Raw genomic sequence first — 22,211 nt, 5'->3', positions numbered from 1 at the left:
TAATCATTAATGAAAGGTGCTCGCTTTATATGTTGAATGTGCTGCTTAGCTAAATAAAGACAGTAATTTGCAAAATAAAAGATCATAAGACTTGATCTTCTATTTTTTTGCCAAAAAATTATTTTTACTTATTCTTACGTCAGTTATTTAAGAAAGGGGAGTTTTGACTGATCAAAAAAGTAATAAAGAACTATGAATTGCATGTTTTAATATTGGATCATCATGGAGGCGAGGCAATATAGAGTGAGAAGAAGAATATTTGCGATTTTTCTAATTATTATCGGCATTGGTTTGATTGTAGCTGGAAGTAATTGGCGAAAGATTGGTAATGCAGTGGTGCGTCATGAAAGTACCAATGTTGTAAATAAACAAAAATGGCATATTCATAAACCAAGTCCAAAGCAGAGTAAGAGATTGGCGTATGGCAATGAAAAAGATAAACTTTCTAGTCCTTACCAAATTTGGAAATATGCTCATGCCAATCATTATCCGTTGTACCTAGCTGGATACATTGCAATCCCATCGAGAGACATCTTGTTACCTATTAATCATGGTAATTCTAACCGAGTATTGGCAGTTGGCGCTGGAACGTTGAAGGACAGTAATGCGCCATCTCCATACAATGAAGCAGATGTAATGGGAAAAAGTAACTATGCCTTGTGCGGGCATAATATGGATGATAATTATACTTTGTTTTCACCAATCACTCATATGAGTAATGGAGAAAATATCTATGTAACCAATGGAAAACAAATTTTCGTTTATCGAAAAATCAGTACTCATGTTATTCCACCCACAGATATTCAGGTGATCTTTAATACCAAAGAAACAAATCAACATCCGGTTATAACATTAACAACGTGCAACTGGACAGGTTCTATGCGTTATGTAATTCGTGGAAAGTTAATTAAAAAAATTAGTTGGAGACAGGCCAGTCAATATCAACGAAGCTTGTTTCCACGGAGGAGTGAATAGAATGAAAAATATCAGTAAAACAACAAAATTACGTAATCGGATTACCGGTTTCATCATGTTGGCAGGTTCATTATCTACAATTGTTGTTGCACAAGTAGCAAATGCTGCAACTGGTGCAACGGATGACGGTTGGGGAACCTCATCAGATGATAAGGCGGTAACTACAACAGCCGATTCTGATGGAAAGACTATTAATTTGGTTAATCAATTACATTCAAGTTATGGTAATGCAGTTACGTATCCAATGTATTTTACATTTCCTAATAATGAAAAGATGACAACAGCTGGTTTCTTAGATAATTTACCAGATGGGATCACTTATAAAGATGTTAAAATTTATCATCTCAATAAAACTATTTCCTCATCAGATGATCTCAAAGGATTAAATCTTAAAACAGATGCAACGGATGTTACAAGCAGTGGTACTACAGATAAACAGGATAATGGATTTAAGTTTACCTTTAAAAATGCGTCTGATACATTCGGCCAAAGCTATGCTGTTATGGTAACTGCTCAAATGGATCCAGATGGAACAGCTGACTTAACCAAGTATGCTGACGCAAATGGGGTTATCAAGATTCCTAATACTGCTCATCAATTTTGGAATGACACGGATAAGCCAACTCCAACTCCTGTAATCATTCCACCAAAGACGGTTAAACCAAGTACTGACAAGAAAATTGTTGATGCTTCAGGAAAGTTAGTGGCAAGTACACAGGTAGACTTTAACAAGGATTATCAGTATGTGATTACTAACAACGCAGGTTCTAATACCAAGTTAAGCAAAATTGAATCTGATGATGATTTGGAAGACGTAATCAATCTTGAAAGCGTCAAGGTCGTTGATGGATCTACAGCCTCAGGCAAAGATGAATCTGATCAATTTACCATCAAGATTGATAAAACCAAAGAAAGTTACTCATTGGTTCCTAAAGATCCAACGGTATGGGCTAACAAAACTTGGAGTGTTGTTGTGACTGGTAAATTACAAAACACTGCTAAGTTGATGGACTATCTTAAAGATGGAATCCCAACTGTTCCAAATAAAGCAACGTTGAACATTAACGATAAGATCTATACGACACCGACCGTTACTGTTACAGTGCCTAAGATTTCTAATAATGCACAAAAGTATATTGAACAATCAACGACATCTAGTTCGAGTTCGGGCTCAACAAGCTCAAGTTCAACAAGCAAGTCCAGTGATTCTAGCTCAAATGCGTCGAGCAGTTCAAGTAGTTCAAGCTCAGCTAAAACAGTAAGTACATCTAGCTCAAGCAAGTAATTGGAGGTGAATTAAATGAAGAAAGGAATGCGAAGAAGGCTGGCAACTGGAGTTACAACCGTACTTAGTGCGATGATGTTTATGACACCAGTATTTGCGAGCACGTCTAGTGCAACGACAGCTAGTTCAAGTTCATCTTCTGTTGCCACTAGTTCTAGCAGTACTGATTTAAGTAAGGATTTTAGTTTACCTAAATCTACTAAATTAGTAAAAAGTAAGTTTGCTAATCGTGGTTCAGTGGTTACGTTTGATTTGTTTTTCCAGGTTAATAACCAAGAAGCAAGCAAATCGTTAGAATTAGTTGATCCATTAAATAGCAACTTTCAATTTTTAAAGACAAAAGTTTTCTTTAATAAAACTGGCGCTGATGGTAATAGTCAAACAGTTGATATTACTGACGAAGGCAAAGCCGCCTTTGATTCTAAGACCAACACCACAAATTGGAAAGCTAACAATGCTTCAGATTGGTTTGGTCAAACGCTAGATATGCGTGTCAAAGTAAAGGTAAACAAACAAATTGATCTTAGCAAGATCCCTAATCAAGGCTATAGTCTTATTAATGGAAAGAAAACTTCAACTGATACGGTGAACGTTGAAACATTGAAGCCTGCTAATCTTAAACCTGTTGTAAAAACACCTACGCCAACTGTTACTAAACAGGCAAAGGTTGCACAACCAACAAAAGAAGGACTATTACCACAGACTAAACAGATGATTCAAAATCATCCATGGATCGCAGCCATTGGGGCGGTAATTATTGTGCTTGCTGGTGTGACTCTTTGGCGAAGCAAGAAGAGAGGGGGAAACTAGGATGGATGTTTCTAAAAATTCAAAACTTACCGGTTTCTTGAAAAAACCATTAGTATTATTGACAGTTATAGCTTTGGTCACCAGCAGTTTAGTGGGTAGTTTAGCAGCTTTTACTAATAAAGCCAGGGCAGCCTCCATTACTACTGCACCGAATGCCACAACTATTAAGCCGGGTATGATGGCAGATGCAAAATATAACTTTATTGCACAATGGAATGGTGCTGGAAAGTCAACTGCCAAGATTTTTGGGGCTAAAAAAATGGCAGTATCTGCTTATGACGGGGCACTTGCCTATATGAATAAATGGGGTAGCACGGAAAATGCCGAAGAATTAAAGCGATTTCCTAATGGCATGGTTTTATCGACAGGACTCAAAGGCAAGGCTGGTTGGACCGTTAGCAATGTTGGATACGTTGGTTCACAGAAAGTCGACTTGCGTGAAACAATGATGGACTATAAAATGGCAACGGAAATGGGCAAAGTAAAACCAATTTTGGCCGTGTCTGACAATGGTATCGGCTTCCAAGCAAGCGGGATTCTAGATGTAAAAATGAAATTAGAAGTTGTTAAGAGCGGCACGATGACACCGGTTAAAACTAGTGGATTCTACACATTTAATGATATTGATAATGGTCAATGGATTTCACTGGCAAGTAGTACCGTTTCTAATATTGCTAAGATCTATGTACCTACAAGTAAAGAACCAAATGGTAAGAATGGAAATTGGTTAAGCTACACAAAGGGTAGCGATGGGTCCGAAAAGTTCAGTTCAAAGGGATCAGCGCTGGGTGCTTCGAACGGTGATTCCACGCTTTCATCAAATAGTGATAAGTTTGCGGAATTTACAGTACTGTATAATTCACAATCGGCTACTGAGTTTACTTATGGGCAAGCACGTCCCACGGCAGACGGTAAATCTACTGATACAAGGGCGCAGAGTAATTTGCTCTGGTACTTTGGATATTCCGCTGCAAAGCCATTGCCATCAGCACCAACCCCACCAACAAAAAGTGTTAGTGACTCAGATCAAAACAATGTAACAGATAACACGCTGAGTTCTTCAGTGGAGCCTTACACATATTCTGTAAAACAGTTTATTAATAAGGAAATTCCAGAAAACTATTATTCAAACGCCGATTTCACTGATAATGTCGATTCTCGTGTTAAAGTAACTGGCGTTAAAGTAGTTCTTGCAGGAACTTCTACAGACGTTACTACAAAGTATTTCACAAATAAAACATCTGGGAATAATGTGAAATTATCTGCAACAGCAACTGCACTAAAGGATAGTACCTTTTATGGGAAAAATTACGATGTTCAAACTAGTGTAAAGCCTAATGGTGGGAATACGACTAAACTTGATATTCCTAATACTGGTAGTTGGAATATTAATAAGCAACCAGTAACTTCTAATAAGGTTATCACCCATATTCCCCCTAAGGTTGATACTGGTGTAACTAAGACAGTTTCTACTGATAACGAGACATGGGGCAACACAGCTACAATTGCTGACCTTACTAAAGATTATTTTTATAAATCTGAAGTAACAGTTGGTGATCATAATGGTTCTGATGTTGTTAGTTCAGTTGCAGTTCGTGAAAACTTTGAAAATCTTCAGAGCTATTCAAATCTTAAAGTGAGTGATAGTACTGGAGCAGATATTACGGCGAATGGTACGGTTACTAAATCAACAAGTGGTAAAACAACTCAAATTACATGGACTGCAAAAAATCCAACAACTTTAGTGGGTAAGAAAGTAACAATGACTATGAATGCTAATCTAAAATCTGCGACAACGAGCCAGCTAGTGGATTACATGAAAGATGGTAAGATTCAAATCCCAAATACCACTGCTGTAGTCATTAATGGTACAGCTATTCCTTCTAACAAGACGGAAGTATCAACTAAAACTGTTAAAGACTTTCAAGCTAAGTATTTAGAAAAATAGAGCAAAGCACAGAAGCAAGGATGAATTCTAAAGTAAATAGGTAGTGTCGAAATTCTTGATTAATGAGAATGTCAACACTACTTTTTTAGGTTAAATAATTTGCTTTGTTAGTTATTTTGTACCGATTCTTTGCAGAGCTTTTCGTATAGTAAATTCCTCATTTCTTAATTTTTGTAATAGTTAGTTGGAAACCAAGAGCTGATAAAACTTTTTTATTGTCGAAACTCCAAGTGGTTGTATAACCGTCACTGTAATCACAAAGTTGAAAGTCAGTTTTTAAGTCTTCAAAATTAAAACTTTGTTGAGTTCGTTTTTTCTTGTTTTTTATCCAACAAGCGTTCTGATCGATAATTAAAATTTGTGAATTCTCTTTATAGTCTCTATAATTATCTGACACATTAATCGTTTCCTGAAAACATGGTAATTTAATTTCTGTTCTTGATATTTTGTTCAAATCCATCACTCCTAATTTTATTTATGTATTCGTTGCTATCTGTGTTACCCGAAACTTTTTTCTCAACAACTCCTTTGGTTGAGTTTTTATTCTGTTCGGGAAAGACTGAGCTGAAGTGAATCATTGGATTCAACCCCTAGTTGACTGCAAGCGAAGTGAGCTAGGAAAACTGTGGGTTGTCAAATGAGAAGCGGAAGCTTTTATGGAATGGACGACAGAAGAAAAATTTAACCAAAGTGGTTTTAGAGTTGAAGAGGGAACTTTTGCGACCGCCAAGCAGTTGCCGAGAGCTTAGAGTTATGGCTCGAAGTAACTGAAAACAGCTTGTGAGACGTCAGGGATATGCGTCGAATGAGATGCTTGAGCAGTCCGGATCGGTAGGGAAGGCACGACTGCGCACGAATAAAAAAACAAACCATACATACGTATGATTTGTTTTTGTTGGCGTGCCTGGCATGGACGCTAACTAGGTGGTGAAAGTCCGCTATGGCCGTAGTAGTCAGAACCATGAGTCAATGGCAAGGTGTCCACTGTGAAGTGGAATCTGAAGGAAGCCTCAGGCGAAGTACTGCACCGATGAACAAGAAGTGGCTATAAGGCCGAAATGACAGGATAAGGTTGCCAAACAAACTGAAGTCCGCTACTACTCGAAGTTATGATGGTAAAGCCAATGGTGAGATGGTACGAAAGTTAGCGTTCTTACCCGGGGAGACCTGTATTACACGTTTCCGACAAGAGGAACGTTATGTTCCACAAAGACAAGGCTTTCAGTGATGACAGATTGAGTAATACAGGAGTCAGCCGAGGTCATAGTAGTCCACGAAATGAACGAAGGACTGAACAGTAATAACTGGTAATTGATATTGGAGGTGGAAGCAGGGCAAAAACCGCAGAAAACAGAACAAATAGCTGACCACCGATGGATGGGCAGGTCTGGAAGACCAAAAGCATATCGGGGCGCGTAGTACCTCCTCTGGTGAAAATACAAGTGTGAAAGATTATCAAGGGTCTCTATTGTGAGGGCAATTCACATCGCAATCCTGAGAGTATGGTGAAGAACCGCGAGATTATTGCACAAGAAGCCGAAAAAGTGGAAAAATCATTTTAAAAATTAGAAAGCTTGGTAAGTTTGAAGTGAACCCCCAAGATTGGACAGATAAAATCTAATCTTGGGGGTTCTTTTATGGTTAAATTTAATTTTGATTTCAAAGTGAAAGTAGTAACTGGATATTTGGGTGGTCTGACCGTTAATTCATTAGCACATAAATACAGGATTGGTAGTAGTGCCACAGTTTTAAATTGGATTCAAAGATATGAGAAATTTGGCCTTAACGGTCTTAAACGCAAAGCAATGGATTTAGAATATGCTAGCCAGTTCAAAGTCAATGTATTAAACTGGAGAAAACAAAATCAGGCCTCGCTTCCAGTAACTGCCTTACATTTTAACTTATCCTCGCCGAGTACTATTTGGCAATGGGAAAGCCGGTTTAAAGCATTAGGAATTGTGGGTCTAGAGCGAAAGCGAGGCAACGCCAAGAACATGGTGAAACACAAGAATAAAAGCCGCAAACCCATTGTCCAAAAGGACAATTATACAGCCAAAGAGGATTTAAAACAGCTTCAAAAAGAAAATGAAATGTTAAAGATTGAGAACACCTACCTAAAAAAATTAGAGGCCTTAACTCGGAAAAAATCAGTACAAAAGAAATCTCAGAAATAGCCATCGAGTTAAGGCAACTATTCCAAACTTCTATCAAGCTGATTCTTAAAGTAATCCAAATTCCACGCAGCACTTATTACTACACTCAGAGTCATAAGAGACGTAAATTTGATGATGACCAGATTATTCAAGCAATAGACGAGATTCGCCAAAAAGATCCAAAATACACCAAAAAATACGGTTACCGAAGACTTACAACTGCATTACATGATTTAGGATTTAAAGTTAATCATAAACGCGTTTTACGAATTATGCAGGAACACGGGTGGTTGTGTCATGCCTTTAATCGACAAACCAAAAAATATAATTCATATAAAGGTTTAGTGGGTAAAATTGCCACTAATCGCTTAAAGCGACGCTTCAAAACCGATAGACCTTATCAAAAGCTCGTCGCAGACGTTAGTGAATTCAGATATGGAAGCATGGGAATGAACGAACGAGTTTATCTCGAACCAGTTCTTGATTTGTTTTCTGGAGAAATTCTAGCATTCAATATTAGTGAACATCCAACAGTTAAATTCGCAATTAAACCACTTAAGGAGGCTTTAGAAAAACTACCAAAACTAAATTACCGGACAACGGTCCATACTGACCAAGGCTTTCAGTATCAACATCGACACTGGCAGCAGGTTTTAAAGAAACATCACGTTTATCAAAGCATGTCACGTAAAGCAACTTGTCTTGATAATGCGGCGATGGAGTCTTTCTTTCACATTATGAAGGCTGAAATGATGGATGAACATTTTGAAGATAAAGCTAGCTTAATCCAAGCAATGACCGAATGGATAGGCTTTTATAATAATCGTCGAATCAAAACAAAATTAAATGGCAAGTCTCCGGTAAAATACCGAGAACTCGCCGTTCAAAAAGCAGCATAAATATTTGTCCAATTTTATGGGTTCACTTCAGTTACCAGTTTTTTTTAATTATGCCAAAATACTTTCTTAAGGTGATGTTTTGCTTTAGCCGTTTTTGTGTTAAACGAAATATAGAATCTGAAACGAAGGAAAATCGGCCATATGAGTCCTGAACCTGAGCGATTGGTAAATGAGGTTGTTAGTAGTTAAACTCGAGATACACGAAGAGAAATAATATGATTGAAGCAATTAATCTTAAAGCAGGTAGGACATTTTAACAAATCGGAAAGTTAATCAAGGTGCTTTCTGCAGAACATCACCAACCAGGAAAGGGTGCCTCATTTTATTAAGGAAGGTGAAGTTCTCGATATTAATACACAAAAGGTAACTTATCAAAGCCGAGCTTCAAAATATAACGACGAAAACTAATATTATTTTAAATGAAAGCACTGGGTACAGTCTTTCTAATTGCTAGTGATGAATGAACAATTAGGAAATCTGTAATCGAGTGCTTTTTTTGATTTTATTTTCAAAGGTTTGCTAACGGAAATTGCAAGAACAAGTTAGCCACCCCGCAGGCGAAGTTGCGGGGCAAGTCAGAATATCTATTGAAGGTCAAGATAATAGCTACGCACTACATGATTTACGAATACGTGCTGCTTCAATTTGAAAAGCTTCTTTTGGGGTTTGATACTTCAAGATACGTCGCGGTAATTGGTTAAGACGACTTTCAACCATTGAAACCAATCGTATCTAATGAGTGTCCCTTAGGTAAATATCGTCTAATCATGCGGTTATGAGTTTCATTGGTTGCTCTTTCAAAGGAACTATACGGATGGGCATAATAGATGTCAGCTACGCCGTCTAAGACTGCATTCAAGGCTGTGAACTCCGTTCCGTTGTCAGCAGTAACAGATTTAATAAGATCACCAAATTCAGCACAAATTCCCTTAAGTGCATACGATACCGAATCAGCATCTTTGCCTTCAATCAAGCGAACAATATCATAACGAGTTTTACGTTCCGTGAAGGTCAATAATACACTTTCATGTCCACTTCGTTTACCAACTACAGTATCAATCTCAAAGTGGCCAAATTCCTTGCGTTTGTCGACCCTTTTAGGACGTTCCTCAATACTTTTACCAGCTAAACGTCGATGCTTGTTTGACCAGTGATGTTTAGTACGACGGTTAGCCTTCTCCACCAAATCAAGATTACGGATCTCTAACAATTGCGCATCGATATAGTTGTAGAGAGTTTTCGTACAAACCATCTCCGTGCGCTTAAACAGATGTTGTTGGTGGGCGAAGCCGACTGCTGCATCAGGTGACCAATCATCTTGGTGGAAATGATCATCAAAGTAAGCCAGAAAGTTAGTAACAAATTTAAATTTTAGAGGTCGATGACAGCGTTGTCGATTCGTTTGATACCGAACTTGGGCCGTATCAGGCGCATAAACGCTAAAGTACTGTTCTTTACCATTGAGTTTCTTTACCTGTTGAATGCGGCCACGCTTAAGCTCATTATTAATAGTTTGATGACAGACACCAATTTCAGCGGCAATTTGACGAGCAGATTTGCCTGCAGAAAGTAAGCCAGCAATTCTGCCTCGCTCAATTTGAGTTAAATGATGACCCTTTACGTGAGATGTGATAAGCTGTTCTTGCACCAAGACGAAAACCTCTTTCATTGTTTAGTGTGGGAACTTCAATGATACCTGATTTTTTCGTCTTGGTGTCTTTTATTTGGCCACTTTTAAAAGGTGGCTAACTTGATTATAAAATTCGCGAAAGGTTTGCTAAGTACAAAATATTCTTTTAGTTAATAATTCTTGCTGTTCTCATCTAACTAGGTTAAGCATGAAGGTAAATATCTAACAAAATTAAAAGCGCTAACTTGCTGATAAAAAGGAAGATTTATTAAAAACAATGGGAATCCATCGGATGCTATGACAGAGTTTCAGATAGATATTTGCTAAAAAATTTCTAAGGGGGACGGTTAATATCGTTCAAAAAATAGTTATTTAAATATCATAAAATTTATATAAGTATAGAAATTAATTGTAATATAAGTGTATAATGTAAACGGATACAAGAGGGTTTAAATAATTATGTGTAAATGATTCATTGGGAATTGAAAAAGGGAAGCCTCTCCCTTATGATAGTTAGCGTCTAAACAAATATCACAGGAGGCTTTCCCCATGAATCAGTTTACCAAAGAAATCGTCACAGCACTAGCACAGCATCAAGACCTAGATATCATTTTCAAAGATCAGCTGGAAATAGCCATTAATGAGCTTTTACAAAATGAACTTTCTGCATTCTTAGGTTATGAACCATATGATAGAAATGGCTTCAATTCTGGAAATTCACGTAATGGACACTATATGAGAACCTTTAATACAAAATATGGCGAATTGAATCTTACGATTCCACGTGATCGGAACGGAGAATTTGTTAACCATACTTTACCGGCCTATCAACGTAGAACAGACCAGTTAGAACAAACTGTCATTCAGCTTTATCAAAAGGGAATTACTACTCATGAAATCGCAGATTTGATGGAAAAGATGTATGGTTCCTATTACACGCCACAAACCGTTTCTAATCTGACTAAGGTAGTCAATGAACAGGTTACGGCTTTTAAGAACCGAACTCTATCAGAACGATATGCCGTCATTTATTTGGATGCCACTTATCTCCCCCTACGACGTGATACAGTTGCCAAAGAAGCAGTTCATATTGCAATTGGCATTCAGCCTAATGGGTATAAAGAAATTCTATCTTATAAAATAGCTCCCACAGAGTCTAGTTCAGTTTGGTCTGAAGTGTTGGCAGATTTGAAACATCGTGGGGTTCAACAAACCTTACTGTTTGTCGCTGATGGATTAGTTGGCCTAGAAACCGCGGTTGGTAAATATTATCCAACCGCAGTAATTCAGCAATGTTTAGTTCATGTAAGTCGTAATATTTCGCATCATGTACGCGTTCACGACCGCCAGACTGTGTTAAATGACTTTAAGTTAATTCATAAAGCAGCTAATAAACGAATGGCTGAGCATAGCTTAGCCAACTTTATTGATCGTTGGCGTAAAAGATATCCAAAAATTACGCAAGAGTTATTAAAGAATCAAAAAATACTAGTATGTTTTGATTTTCCACCGGCCATCCGGTCTAGTATTTACAGCACTAATCTTATCGAATCATTTAACAAAAAATTTAAACGACAAACGAAGAAACGAGAACAATTTCCAAACGAAGAATCGTTGGAAAGAACTTTGATGACCGTAATTCTTGATTATAATGATAAGTTTGGTCAACGATCGCATAAAGGGTTCAACTTAGTTCAAGACACTTTAGAATCTATGTTTTAAAGAAAAAGACGAGAGGCTTTTCTATTTACACATAAAATTTGACACTCTCGGATACAAAACGTAAGCCAATGTCAGAATGGGGGCACTAGTATAATGAAGTTAGAACAGTTTGATAGTCGAAATGCATTTATACAATCTAAGGTGGATAACATAGAACTAGCAAAAAAGTTGCATATTTCTCCTGAAAATGTTGCGGACTTAAGAAATGGCACTATATTTCCCAGCCTTGATTTGTTGACAAAAATTAACCAGATTGAAGGTAATGAAAGTGTTAAAACTTTAAAGAAGGTTGGAAAAAAATTATACCTTTTAGAATTGGAAATAGAATTTCTTTGACTAGGGTACTCTTAGTAATATTAGTTATTTTCTTTGTTAGCGAGCTATTAACTGGTTTTGGTTACCAGCCGTTTTGGCTATTTGCGATTGTCTTTTTAATTGGACTGGTATTCGTATTACCAACTTGCTTTAATTCATACTGGATAGTCACCGATAAGAGTCTAATTTTAAATAGTTTTCATAAGAATAGTTTGATCAAGGCGGCACAATTAATTGGTTTGGAAAAAGGAGAGGTTACGACCATCAAATATGAAGAAATAAATGAGGTAGCTGTTATTTATAAATCGAAAAAAAGATTAAGTCCCTTTGACTTTACAGGTGATTACTTCACCTTAAAAATTGAGTTAAAGAATGGAACGAATACGGTTGTAACTGTAGATAATAATCTAAAGGATAATTTATTAGAATTTATTTATTTTTTGAATTCAAAGAATATTTGTGTTTTAGATTCACAACATATACTAGATTTGATAGAGGCCGGTGAAAATCTGTTTGATTATTTTTCCACTAACAACGAAATGAATTAAGGAGTGTTCAATTTGAAAAGTTTTCTGGAAAGTCGGTTGAAAGTAACGGTCAACCAAAAGAAGACGCGAGTTGGTTATCCCTTACGACTAAAGTTCTTAGGTTTCTTATTGGAAGCTGGACGTGGTGGGCCTATGCACGACCGGCAACAGAATCCAAGATGAGAATTAGGCAAGAACTTAAACATATTACTAAGCGTAGTCGAGAAGTATCAACGGACAAAATATTCTTTTAAATTTATCAAAAGATGCGAGACTGGTTACAGTATTTTTCCGTTGGTAAAATGATGAGTTTCACTCGTGCATTGGACCAGTTGTTAAGGTCCCGCATGCTCCAGTTTATTTGGAAACAGCGGAAGAAAGTCAGATTCGATTAATTATTTGTTGTGTTCTGCGATATAACCAACAATAAAAAAATGATAATGAGTCCGAAAATCATGGGATCATTTTCTTTCAAGAAAAATAACCAACAGGCAGATTTGTATTTATCTGGGCAAAATACAACTTTTGGTAAGGTTTTATTTTTCAAATTTCAGTTCAGAGGGGAAGTTAAATACTTCAATATAGCAAATCGAATATAAAATGGCACGATAAAGAGTGACGAGGAAGAGATTTTAAAATCATTTTAGTATAAATACGCTTAATTAAAGTGTTGTGCCTTAAAACGAATTTTTATAAGGATTAGATAAACCCCATTTATTTTAGAAATTTTTTGTTAATTTTGATTGACTTATGCAAACGTGTGTTCGTATAATGAAGACGTTAGAGAAAGGACAGGTAGATAATATGAATGTAAATGAATTTCAGGATTACATAGAACATAATTCAAGAATAAGTGAACTTTTTTATGAGAAAGTTTTGGGTCATGAAAACGAAAAAAATGATGAGCGTGCCAAGGCTAAGAAAAAAGATGAGGCGGTGATCAAACATGACGTTGATCGAATGTACGATAAAATGGTCGACAATTTGTATGAACAAATAAAAGGTGTCTTAAAAAAAGATGCTTATAAGAAACGAGAAAATTGGATTGAATATTTCGAAAATAGTGACGCTTTATTGGATATTGAGGATTCAATGGCAGAAATGGAATTCGAAGAGTAGGAGATTAGTAATGATAATTGAACGAGTTGATGAGTCGGTAACTGAAAATTTTTTTGAACATGATTATAAAGATCGTGGCATGTTGAAATGGGGAGGCTTTTTTCTTTCTGATCATACGAGTGCTTTAAAGAAAATGAAGGCGGAGGTTGAAGAAAAATTGCTTCCTAAACAAGATCAGAAGACGGTTAGTTCATTATTGTTGTCAGCATGGAAAAGAAAACGCATAGTCCATGTACAACTGCTAGCTCTTAGGAATGAAGAAGTGGAGTCATACACCGGTTTAGTTATGGGCCATAATGATGAAGGAATTGTGATTCAAGAAAATAATGAAGCACAGAATAATGTGGTAGTTGAATTGGAGCAGGTACGAAATGTTCATAATTATGTAGATAATCAATCATGGAAAACCTCTTGGAAAAATGATATAAAAAAATAGTTGTTCATTAATTTCTTTAATGTGAAATTTAAAACAGTTAGCTGAAATGCTAGCTGTTTTTTTATTCTACTTTCTATTTTTTTCTGTTCTCAACTTTATTGCCTATTTTTAACACGAATATCAGAAGATGGGAGTGTTGAAATGAGAAAAGATAAAATTGGAAAAAGTGAAAACCGCGGTATTTTTGAGTTGGCTAGTCCGTTCATGCTGTTGGTTTTCTTTGGCATTGGTGCGTTGTTAACCTGGGTAGCTACAATGTGGACAGTTCATATGCTGCATACGATTCTACCATGGCTAGCTCCAGGGATTAAACTTAGTCATTGGATTAAGCCACCGACAACTAATGATGTATTTACAATGAAGATTTTTCATGATACTTATTCACTTAAAAGGTATCAAACCATTTATCGTGGTATGTTGGCGATTGGTGTTGGATTGACGGTTTGGATTGATTTCCGAATTTGGCGAAAATATCATCATATTAATTATCATGAATATGGGAAAGCAACGTTGGCAAGCCCACATGAGATCAGGCGTGAATATCAGGCAATCCCTGATCGAAATAAAAGTTTCCCGGGATATGGTGGTGTCCCAATTAGTCATGTGACCAATCATACTCCGGCAGGTCTGGACTTGATGGATAAAATGGATCCAAACAATATTCAAGATTTAAGTACGAAATTAATTTCAAGATTTGGTAAATTAACTACTTTGGATTTGGTCTCTAAAGGAACCTCAGGTAAATATTATATTGATCAATCAACAGTTAACAGCTTGGTTATTGGGATTACTCGATCTGGTAAAGGTGAGATGTTTGTAAATCCTTTGGCAGACATTTTATCGAGAGCTGGAAAAAAATCTTCCATGGTCATTAATGATCCGAAAGGTGAGCTTTTTCAGATGGCATATGTGGCGTTACGAAAGCGTAACTATAATGTGCAAGTTTTAAATTTACAGGATATGAATAGTTCAATGTCCTATAATCCATTAGCGGTTGCTGTAGATTTTGCCAAACGAGGTTACTACGATAAAGCACAGCAATACATTAACTCAGTAAGTAATGCCATCTATACAAAACCGGGTCACCAAAGTGGTGGCAATGACGACTTTTGGATTAAAAGCTCAATTAGTTTGTTAAATGCGCTGATTTTGGCACTAATGGATATTGCTCAACGTAGTGATTCTTGGAAAAAAGTCACGTTGAGAAACGCCCAGCTGATGCTTAATGAAATGGGTGGGGATCAAGTCATGGTCAATGCAGATAATGAAATTGTCGATGATCCGCAATTGGCAACGGAACAAAAATCTAAATTGTCTTTATACTTTGAAAACTTCCAAAAAATGCCCTATGCAGCATTTCGAAAGATGGCTTTTAATGCTTTTCAGCAGTCTAATTTTGCTGGTAAAGAAACGGCTGGATCAATCTATTCGTCAGCGTTGGAAGGGTTGCAAATTTACCAACAAGATAATATTGCTCAACTAACTAGTATGAATTCCATTGATTTAAATACAATTGGATTTCCGCGTCAATTTAGGGTGCGAATTGGTGGCAATGATCCTAAACAAAACCCTTATCTGTCAAAGATTGCTAAGGTTCATGTCTTAACAAATGAGGGTAAAGAAATTGAAAGCCGACAGGTTAAAATTGATCGTCAAGGTTACGTAGTTTATCCAATTGAAAATAAATGTCCAGATGAATTTGTAGTCAGAATAACCTTTGATAATCGTAATAATCCTGCCGAAATGCGTAGTGAATTTGTTACGGTGGTCTGCCACAAGTCGTATAAAAAACGTGGGTTGTCATCAAAGCCTGTAAGAGATCAGTACACAGGGAAACCAATTCTGGTCGGAGTTAATCCTTTAGTTTTGCGTGCTAAGACGCAGGTTAGAGTTGAAGTTTCTAATGTAGAGTGTGAATATTCCGAACAGCCAACTGCATTGTTCCTAGTTACGCCACCTCATAATCCGGCCTATAATGTATTAGTTTCGTTTCTGGTTGATCAAACCTTTAATTTAAACTATGATATGGCGTTGAGTAGCGGTCGTAAAACGTTTAATCGTATTCACTTCCTACTAGATGAGTTTGGTAATTTGCCTCCAATTCCAAATATGCCTACTAAAGTATCTATTGGGCTTGGACAAAATATTTTGTTTGAAATTATTGTTCAAAACTTGGAACAACTTTCTGATAATTATGGTAAAGAAGGTGCGGCTACAATTCAGTCAAATTGTGCAAATATTTTTTACATTCTGACCAACTCAACGACAACCGCAGAAATGATCAGTAAAATTGTGGGGAAACGCACGGTTAATGTGAAAAACCTTTCGGGAGATTTACAGAACTTAAATCGTGGAAACTTGTCGGATCAACGAATCGGTCAAAGTATTTTTGAGCCTAATGAATTGATGGATTTCAAAGATGGTGAAATGCTGGTGCTAAGGGCTACAACAAGACGGGATAAGCATCATCGCCGAGTTAAACCATCACCGATTTACAATGTTTTAAGAAAATATCTAATTCCTTCGCGATGGATGTTCTTGAATCATACGTTTAAAAGCGATATGACAATGGGTGATATTCCAGTAGAAACTCCTCATTTGGGATTGAATTTAGCGGATGTCAGTTTTGACTATAATGAAGTACTGGAATCGCAATTACAGGACATTGATGCAGATAATGCCTATGATGTAGGCACAGATGACGATGCAATGATTGCTATGAACAATGACTTAAATCGACAACCGGTTTTATTTAATAATGATCAGTTAGATCAAAATGCATTTATGCAAACTGTTGAGGATGCCTTTTTAGGTACACTGGGTCAAATAGATACTGATACAACAACTTTCAATCAAATTAAACAGAACATTCGAGAAGAACGTGGACGTTTCTTTACGATCCCACCACATAATCAAATTAATTGGTTACAAGATCAATTGGGTACTAATTATGAAAGTTTCGTGGACACTGTTAAGGATACGACACAAAAAAAGCTACAAAGGCAACGATAAATCTAAATTATGTTCCCTTATATAATGAAGCAGAGTTAGAAAAATCTTTCTGACTCTGTTTTTGAATTAATTTAGAATTTAAAATGACAGAAATATTACGAAAATATGAAGAAAGTATTGCAAAGGAAAATAAATGGTGCTATTATGACCCTATAAAAAATGTAAGCGATTTTATGGGACACTTTAATTATGCTAGGGAGGTTAAATTATGAATGAAGAAAAGGAACATTACAAACTTTATAAGGTTGGCCGTAACTGGGTTGCGGCGTTAGTAGTAGTTGGTACTGCAGGTATATTGGGTCTTTCACAACCCGTTTTTGTACATGCCGATACGGTTACACCAAATACGGCGGTAAAGGCTAGTTCAAGTTCGGTCAAAGAAACATCAAGTACTGCTGCTCCTCAAGTGACAAGTACGGCTGCTGTTACCTCCAAAAAGACAACCTCAGTGGTCAGTGAAGCACGTGTTAGCAATGCTAATCAGAGAGGACAGTCTTCATCCACAAGCAATGAAACTGATAGTGCGAGTAGTGTTACTAAACAAGCAACTTCGGAAGTAGCTACGAGTAGCTCGACAAGTCAGGTTAAGACAAGTTTGACGACTCCTAAAGTGATGAAGCGAGCCGCAACTTCGGCTAACACTAGTTCAACTAATGATACCACGGGAGTTAATGATTATGATTCAGCGACCCCCATAGCTAACAGTGAAAAAGCGCACGTACCGACGGCAGGTGAAAAATTAGCCGATACGTATACTTTTATTCCTAACGCGAATTTTATAATCAAGTTAGCCACCTTTTAAAAGTGGCCAAATAAAAGACACCAAGACGAAAAAATCAGGTATCATTGAAGTTCCCACACTAAACAATGAAAGAGGTTTTCGTCTTGGTGCAAGAACAGCTTATCACATCTCACGTAAAGGGTCATCATTTAACTCAAATTGAGCGAGGCAGAATTGCTGGCTTACTTTCTGCAGGCAAATCTGCTCGTTAAATTGCCGCTGAAATTGGTGTCTGTCATCAAACTATTAATAATGAGCTTAAGCGTGGCCGCATTCAACAGGTAAAGAAACTCAATGGTAAAGAACAGTACTTTAGCGTTTATGCGCCTGATACGGCCCAAGTTCGGTATCAAACGAATCGACAACGCTGTCATCGACCTCTAAAATTTAAATTTGTTACTAACTTTCTGGCTTACTTTGATGATCATTTCCACCAAGATGATTGGTCACCTGATGCAGCAGTCGGCTTCGCCCACCAACAACATCTGTTTAAGCGCACGGAGATGGTTTGTACGAAAACTCTCTACAACTATATCGATGCGCAATTGTTAGAGATCCGTAATCTTGATTTGGTGGAGAAGGCTAACCGTCGTACTAAACATCACTGGTCAAACAAGCATCGACGTTTAGCTGGTAAAAGTATTGAGGAACGTCCTAAAAGGGTCGACAAACGCAAGGAATTTGGCCACTTTGAGATTGATACTGTAGTTGGTAAACGAAGTGGACATGAAAGTGTATTATTGACCTTCACGGAACGTAAAACTCGTTATGATATTGTTCGCTTGATTGAAGGCAAAGATGCTGATTCGGTATCGTATGCACTTAAGGGAATTTGTGCTGAATTTGGTGATCTTATTAAATCTGTTACTGCTGACAACGGAACGGAGTTCACAGCCTTGAATGCAGTCTTAGACGGCGTAGCTGACATCTATTATGCCCATCCGTATAGTTCCTTTGAAAGAGCAACCAATGAAACTCATAACCGCATGATTAGACGATATTTACCTAAGGGACACTCATTAGATACGATTGGTCCCAAGACGGTTTCAATGGTTGAAAGTCGTCTTAACCAATTACCGCGACGTATCTTGAAGTATCAAACCCCAAAAGAAGCTTTTCAAATTGAAGCAGCACGTATTCGTAAATCATGTAGTGCGTAGCTATTATCTTGACCTTCAATAGATATTCTGACTTGCCCCGCAACTTCGCCTGCGGGGTGGCTAACTTGTTCTTGCAATTTCCGATCAATTTTAAATTTCAAAAATTGGGGCTTTGTACTAGATTTTAAATCGGCATGGAAAGCGAAAAGTACGCCGTTAGAATACGCTAAGGTGATGGGGAAAAGATTATTGTTTTCTCATGTATCATTTCGTAATTTTAATGCAACTGAGTTTGGAATTAATTTTGAGTATCAGGACCGTGATGTTATTGACGCAATTGAATTTTTAAATAAACATAGTTCTAAAAACATGTTTATTTTGGAAACCACAGGAGCTCAAACATTTTCGGAAATTAAGAAGAGTCAAAAGGAACTAGAATTAATGGTTAATGGATCAAACTAGAAGGGAACCGTGATTAAATGAATGCATTACTTACACAGAATTTCCATAACTATCTCAAGGCACTTAAAGCTGGGGATCTTGCAATTTTGAAGGGGTCTTTAGTTAACGCTAAATTTACAAGAATTTGTCAAGAAGGGGACTTTCAAATCATCGATGAAAGTGATAGTAAATTTCAGGAAAAAAAAAGTTTAATTCGAACAGACTCTCTAATGGTCAACATTGGAGCAGAAGAGGACATAAAGGAAATTTCGGAGGCATACAGTTATTATAAAAGGTCAAAATTTATTAGTGTATCTCGGTTGTCAGACTTGAAATCTGATGAATTTTCGGAGTGCTTACGAAATAAAAAATATGTTACCTTTGTGGTTAATGGCTCAAATATGTCGGATTCTGATCTTCAGGAAATGGATATTTTAACTGACACCATGTGCTCTGACTTAACAGCTTATGGTGTAATCAGCTATGAGAATAGGATTGATCTAAGTTTCCAAATCTTTAAGTTAATTGCTTACCCTAAGATGAAACATTGTAGTAATTATTTAATTGCTCACAATAGTGGTATGAAAGAGAGTAAACACTTTGACTTTTTTGACGCCACAGTTGGAAAGTTTCCATATGGAAACAATATGGATATATTTTCTTTTCAAGGACATGGAAGAGAAGAACACAACTTCATTTATAACGGATACATATGTGCAAATAATTTTCCCGCTAAAGAGGAAAATAAAATCGGATACATTCCTCACTGGAAAAGGCATCCGGAGTATTACAGCGGAAAGAAGGACTTTGTCTATGCAAATGAAATACGATGCAAAGTAGCGCTAATCAATTCTTGTACTTCGTTTACACTTGGTCGTGGAGCATATTCTCTCGGTGATAGTATTTCTGAAGGATTTAAAAACGGATATGCTGCTGTAACTATTGGTAATAATTTAATTAGAGATGGTAATAGTATTGAAAATATATTTTTCGAACAATTGTTTACTTCTGGATGTACAGTTGGTGAAGCAGTAAAGAAATTAAATCTTATGGCAGATGTATACCAATTTGATGCACGGACATACCATATTGTAGGAGATCCAGAATTTACTTTATATACGCGGAAACCAGAAAAAATTCAAAGGGCTGTTCAAGACAATCTGGATCGAATCAATCTATTAGTCAAAGCTAGGAGGGAAATTGAAAAAAACTTTTTAATAATCAATTCCCTTAGCAACTTGAGATGGTACGGAATTACTGCTCGTAAAATTTCAAATTATATTTATAATTTTCGAGAGCAAAATATTTCTGCATTAAGATCTGTCAATATTCAAAATATTCACAAACTTGACATGAGAGTTCTCAAGGAAAACTTGTTCCAGTTGCGTCGACGAAAAAAAAGTATTTTTGTCAGGGTAGCATCTGAATTAGTAAAAGAGACAAATGCTGGAAACTATCAGTTTTCGGAATACTATCACGAAGATGCGAAGATGTATGATCATATGTATTTAAATAAAAAAAAATGTCCGTACTGTGGGAAAAAACTATATCAAGAGCGCTTTGAAATTGTTCCGACAAAACTACTAAGAACATGCTATAAGTGTCATGACTGTGGTACCGTTACTGATTTTGAATCTCATACTTCATCTTTGACTATTAAAAGAGAGGTTAGGAATCATGATGAAGTAATACAAGTGACAGCTGTGCTTAATCATAAGGAATCATCCTCTTCAGAAACAGTAATCGGCTGTGGGGTCATTGAAGGAGAAAGATATAAAATCTTGGCTATAGATAATCCCACTGAACCAAGTGTATTTTCTTTTTCTTACAGTAAGAATACACCAAGAAAATTATACGATGCAGTGGTTTACACGGTTGGTGATAATGGCATTACTAGTAATGTTGTACCTATTTTTTTGTAAAGAGGTTTGGCTTATGAAAGTAAAAGGAACAATTAACGCAAGCGATTATATTTATTCTGTTCTCTATAAAATTTGGTTACGTATACACGGAGCTCAAGTCGGTAAGAAAGTTATTTTGTGTATTGGTTGTCGAATTACTGCACAACATATTAATATTGGTGCTTATACGGTTATTGGAAGGCACGTCACAATTACTGCAAATAAGATTAGAGTGGGTGAGAACTGTTTGTTTTACGCTGAAACAATAGTTTTTTGTAACTATTTGTTTGAAGTCGGAAAGCGTTCCAAAATTAGTCGACAATGCATTTTTCGTGCCAACAATATTCAAATTGGTAAGGAACTTTGGTGTAATGAACAAGTGAAAATTGGAGAAGGTGGATGGAATCAAAGCCAGGGGAATCTGTTCATTGGGGATCATCAATTTATTGGGCCACGGTCGACCATTAACTTGAGCTCCAAAGTAGTACTTAAAGGGTATGGAGGCCTCGGTGTGGAAACAGCAATTTATACGCACGGTGCAGGAAATGGTCAGCCGATTACTGAAGGATATTATGCTGAGCAACACGGGGTTGTGGTAGGGAAAAATGTTTCTATCTTAACGAGAGCTATGGTTATGCCAAATATCACTATTCAAAATGGAGTTACTGTAGCCGCCAATGCAATAGTTACCCATAATGTGGCAAAAGATTCATTGGTTGCCGGGATTCCAGCAAGGGTGATTAAAAGAAGCAAGATACGACTTGATTCAGTACAGCGTTCCTCTTTAATCATTAATGCCATTTCTGAAGGACTAGGTGTTGGAGGCGAAGCTATTAATAAATTTAATCATTTTTGGTCTGGAAAGCAGGATATTTATTACTACTATTATTATAAAGGTCAAAAAGTTCCGAATTTCAACAGTATTCTTGTTTTCTTCGAAGGTAGTACTAAGCTTCTTCACGATTCGTTAATGAGAGGAGGCACAGTGATTGACTTAAAAAAAAGGATGATTCAAGGATGCACAACTTACACAACTGAAAAGTTACGGGATAAATTTCGAAGAAAAGGAATAATCTTGAGTTTTAGTGATTATTGTCCCTATAAATTAAATTTTAATAAATTTCTTATAGATCATGTGGAGAATCCATAATTTTGAG

20 protein-coding genes and 2 pseudogenes are annotated in these 22,211 nt (G+C 36.7%); 20 read left to right on the top strand and 2 right to left on the bottom strand.

Annotated elements, in window-relative coordinates:
* Positions 1–243: 243 nt before the first annotated feature.
* Genes PI20285_RS05730 through PI20285_RS05715 form a run of 4 tightly spaced genes read left to right on the top strand, consistent with a single transcriptional unit; the run spans position 244 to position 5,018 of the window.
* Positions 244–975, top strand: a complete 732-nt coding sequence (locus PI20285_RS05730) for a class A sortase (protein ID WP_057773711.1) — start codon at positions 244–246, stop codon at positions 973–975.
* 1 nt (position 976) lies between these two features.
* Positions 977–2,260: a hypothetical protein gene (locus tag PI20285_RS05725; protein WP_057773713.1), complete on the top strand. Its 1,284-nt coding sequence runs from the start codon at positions 977–979 to the stop codon at positions 2,258–2,260.
* A 15-nt stretch (positions 2,261–2,275) separates the two neighbouring features.
* Positions 2,276–3,070, top strand: coding sequence for an isopeptide-forming domain-containing fimbrial protein (locus PI20285_RS05720; RefSeq protein WP_057773714.1), 795 nt, complete (start codon positions 2,276–2,278; stop codon positions 3,068–3,070).
* Between the two features lies 1 nt (position 3,071).
* The gene (locus tag PI20285_RS05715; RefSeq protein ID WP_057773716.1) at positions 3,072–5,018 is read left to right on the top strand and encodes an isopeptide-forming domain-containing fimbrial protein; all 1,947 of its coding nucleotides are present in this window, start codon (positions 3,072–3,074) and stop codon (positions 5,016–5,018) included.
* Between the two features lie 157 nt (positions 5,019–5,175).
* Here the strand turns inward: PI20285_RS05715 and PI20285_RS05710 are convergent, their stop codons facing one another.
* Positions 5,176–5,472, bottom strand: a complete 297-nt coding sequence (locus PI20285_RS05710; protein WP_057773718.1) for a hypothetical protein — start codon at positions 5,470–5,472, stop codon at positions 5,176–5,178.
* A gap of 1,183 nt (positions 5,473–6,655) precedes the next feature.
* Here PI20285_RS05710 and PI20285_RS05705 point away from each other — a divergent pair.
* The 3 genes from PI20285_RS05705 (at position 6,656) to PI20285_RS12080 (ending at position 8,399) form a co-directional block, all read left to right on the top strand.
* Entirely contained in the window at positions 6,656–7,192 is a 537-nt protein-coding gene (locus tag PI20285_RS05705; protein ID WP_063696809.1) for a helix-turn-helix domain-containing protein, read from the top strand.
* Positions 7,141–8,070, top strand: a complete 930-nt coding sequence (locus PI20285_RS05700; RefSeq protein WP_105782205.1) for an IS3 family transposase — start codon at positions 7,141–7,143, stop codon at positions 8,068–8,070. Before PI20285_RS05705 ends, PI20285_RS05700 begins: the two co-directional genes overlap by 52 nt.
* 260 nt (positions 8,071–8,330) lie before the next feature.
* Entirely contained in the window at positions 8,331–8,399 is a 69-nt protein-coding gene (locus tag PI20285_RS12080; protein WP_082623355.1) for a hypothetical protein, read from the top strand.
* 277 nt (positions 8,400–8,676) lie between these two features.
* Here PI20285_RS12080 and PI20285_RS05690 read toward each other — a convergent pair.
* A pseudogene (locus PI20285_RS05690) lies at positions 8,677–9,739 on the bottom strand (IS30 family transposase).
* A 510-nt stretch (positions 9,740–10,249) separates the two neighbouring features.
* On the opposite strand from PI20285_RS05690, the gene PI20285_RS05685 reads away from it, so the two are divergent.
* The 13 genes and pseudogenes from PI20285_RS05685 to PI20285_RS05630 all read left to right on the top strand — a co-directional run bounded on the left by PI20285_RS05685 (position 10,250) and on the right by PI20285_RS05630 (position 22,204).
* The gene (locus PI20285_RS05685) at positions 10,250–11,422 is read left to right on the top strand and encodes an IS256 family transposase (protein WP_056986907.1); all 1,173 of its coding nucleotides are present in this window, start codon (positions 10,250–10,252) and stop codon (positions 11,420–11,422) included.
* A gap of 93 nt (positions 11,423–11,515) precedes the next feature.
* Entirely contained in the window at positions 11,516–11,758 is a 243-nt protein-coding gene (locus PI20285_RS05680; RefSeq protein WP_057775385.1) for a helix-turn-helix domain-containing protein, read from the top strand.
* A complete protein-coding gene (locus PI20285_RS05675) occupies positions 11,755–12,285 on the top strand; it encodes a hypothetical protein (RefSeq protein ID WP_057775387.1) in 531 nt (176 codons plus the stop codon). Before PI20285_RS05680 ends, PI20285_RS05675 begins: the two co-directional genes overlap by 4 nt.
* A gap of 12 nt (positions 12,286–12,297) precedes the next feature.
* Complete coding sequence (locus tag PI20285_RS11610) at positions 12,298–12,447, top strand: hypothetical protein (protein WP_156406544.1); 150 nt, start codon at positions 12,298–12,300, stop codon at positions 12,445–12,447.
* A gap of 83 nt (positions 12,448–12,530) precedes the next feature.
* A complete protein-coding gene (locus PI20285_RS12075; RefSeq protein ID WP_082623334.1) occupies positions 12,531–12,659 on the top strand; it encodes a group II intron maturase-specific domain-containing protein in 129 nt (42 codons plus the stop codon).
* Positions 12,660–13,035: 376 nt separating this feature from the next.
* Positions 13,036–13,383: a hypothetical protein gene (locus tag PI20285_RS05665; RefSeq protein ID WP_100077788.1), complete on the top strand. Its 348-nt coding sequence runs from the start codon at positions 13,036–13,038 to the stop codon at positions 13,381–13,383.
* Positions 13,384–13,393: 10 nt separating this feature from the next.
* Positions 13,394–13,819: a hypothetical protein gene (locus PI20285_RS05660; protein WP_057775391.1), complete on the top strand. Its 426-nt coding sequence runs from the start codon at positions 13,394–13,396 to the stop codon at positions 13,817–13,819.
* A 141-nt stretch (positions 13,820–13,960) separates the two neighbouring features.
* Positions 13,961–16,831, top strand: a complete 2,871-nt coding sequence (locus PI20285_RS05655; protein ID WP_057775393.1) for a VirD4-like conjugal transfer protein, CD1115 family — start codon at positions 13,961–13,963, stop codon at positions 16,829–16,831.
* A gap of 208 nt (positions 16,832–17,039) precedes the next feature.
* Positions 17,040–17,633 (top strand): KxYKxGKxW signal peptide domain-containing protein, encoded by a 594-nt coding sequence (locus PI20285_RS05650; RefSeq protein WP_105782204.1) that lies wholly within the window; start codon positions 17,040–17,042, stop codon positions 17,631–17,633.
* Between the two features lie 65 nt (positions 17,634–17,698).
* Positions 17,699–18,772: pseudogene (locus tag PI20285_RS05645) on the top strand (IS30 family transposase).
* A 174-nt stretch (positions 18,773–18,946) separates the two neighbouring features.
* Positions 18,947–19,174, top strand: a complete 228-nt coding sequence (locus PI20285_RS05640) for a hypothetical protein (protein WP_156406541.1) — start codon at positions 18,947–18,949, stop codon at positions 19,172–19,174.
* Between the two features lie 17 nt (positions 19,175–19,191).
* A complete protein-coding gene (locus PI20285_RS05635) occupies positions 19,192–21,075 on the top strand; it encodes a hypothetical protein (protein ID WP_057775324.1) in 1,884 nt (627 codons plus the stop codon).
* A 13-nt stretch (positions 21,076–21,088) separates the two neighbouring features.
* Entirely contained in the window at positions 21,089–22,204 is a 1,116-nt protein-coding gene (locus PI20285_RS05630) for an acyltransferase (RefSeq protein WP_057775326.1), read from the top strand.
* The last annotated feature ends 7 nt before the right edge of the window (positions 22,205–22,211 follow it).

It is taken from the genome of Pediococcus inopinatus, assembly GCF_002982135.1.
Classification (GTDB): Bacteria; Bacillota; Bacilli; order Lactobacillales; family Lactobacillaceae; genus Pediococcus; species Pediococcus inopinatus.
This window is presented reverse-complemented; position numbering and strand designations above follow the sequence as displayed.